The sequence below is a fragment of the Mesorhizobium sp. P2_D1 genome, assembly GCF_056404455.1.
In genome coordinates, this window is the sequence record NZ_JBFUDZ010000202.1 from 1 (window position 1) to 507 (window position 507).

At 48.3% G+C, this 507-nt stretch carries 1 protein-coding gene; it reads right to left on the bottom strand.

Annotation, left to right across the window (positions count from 1 at the left end):
• The coding region (locus AC1D0I_RS32970) for an FkbM family methyltransferase (protein WP_477400244.1) at nt 1–502 on the bottom strand (502 nt) is incomplete at its 3' end.
• Between the last annotated feature and the right edge of the window lie 5 nt (nt 503–507).

A 507-nucleotide genomic window follows, 5' to 3' on the forward strand; every position in this document is an offset into this window, starting at 1 on the left:
GGGATTCCTGGATCATATAGTGAAAAGCGCTGCACCAGGCCTCGAGCTCCTTGCGAGCCTGAGGCCAAACCTCGACCAGCAGATTTGGCCGCCGGAGCTCGATTGTATTCTTCAATCCCTTGAGGACTTCAAATTCAGCACCTTCGACGTCAATTTTAATGAATCCAATCGGCTTCTGATACAGAAGATCGTCGCCGGGAATGCATTTCACGTCCCCAAGGTCGTCCGGCAACATTTGAGCGCCACCAATATTTCCGATTGATGGATAATGTACGCGCATTGTCCCAGATTTTGACGACAGCGCCAAACCAAGATGGTCCAAATTGACTTTCGAACATCCGTTGAGTGACATGTTTATCCTAAGTATGGCTATCGCAGCTGGATTGGGCTCGAACGCGATCACCTCGGATGGATTACAAAATTTTGAGAGGAAAATGCAGTGATTGCCGATATTGGCACCTATGTCGACGAATGTTTTTTCCGGTAGACATTGACGCCTGATGAGAT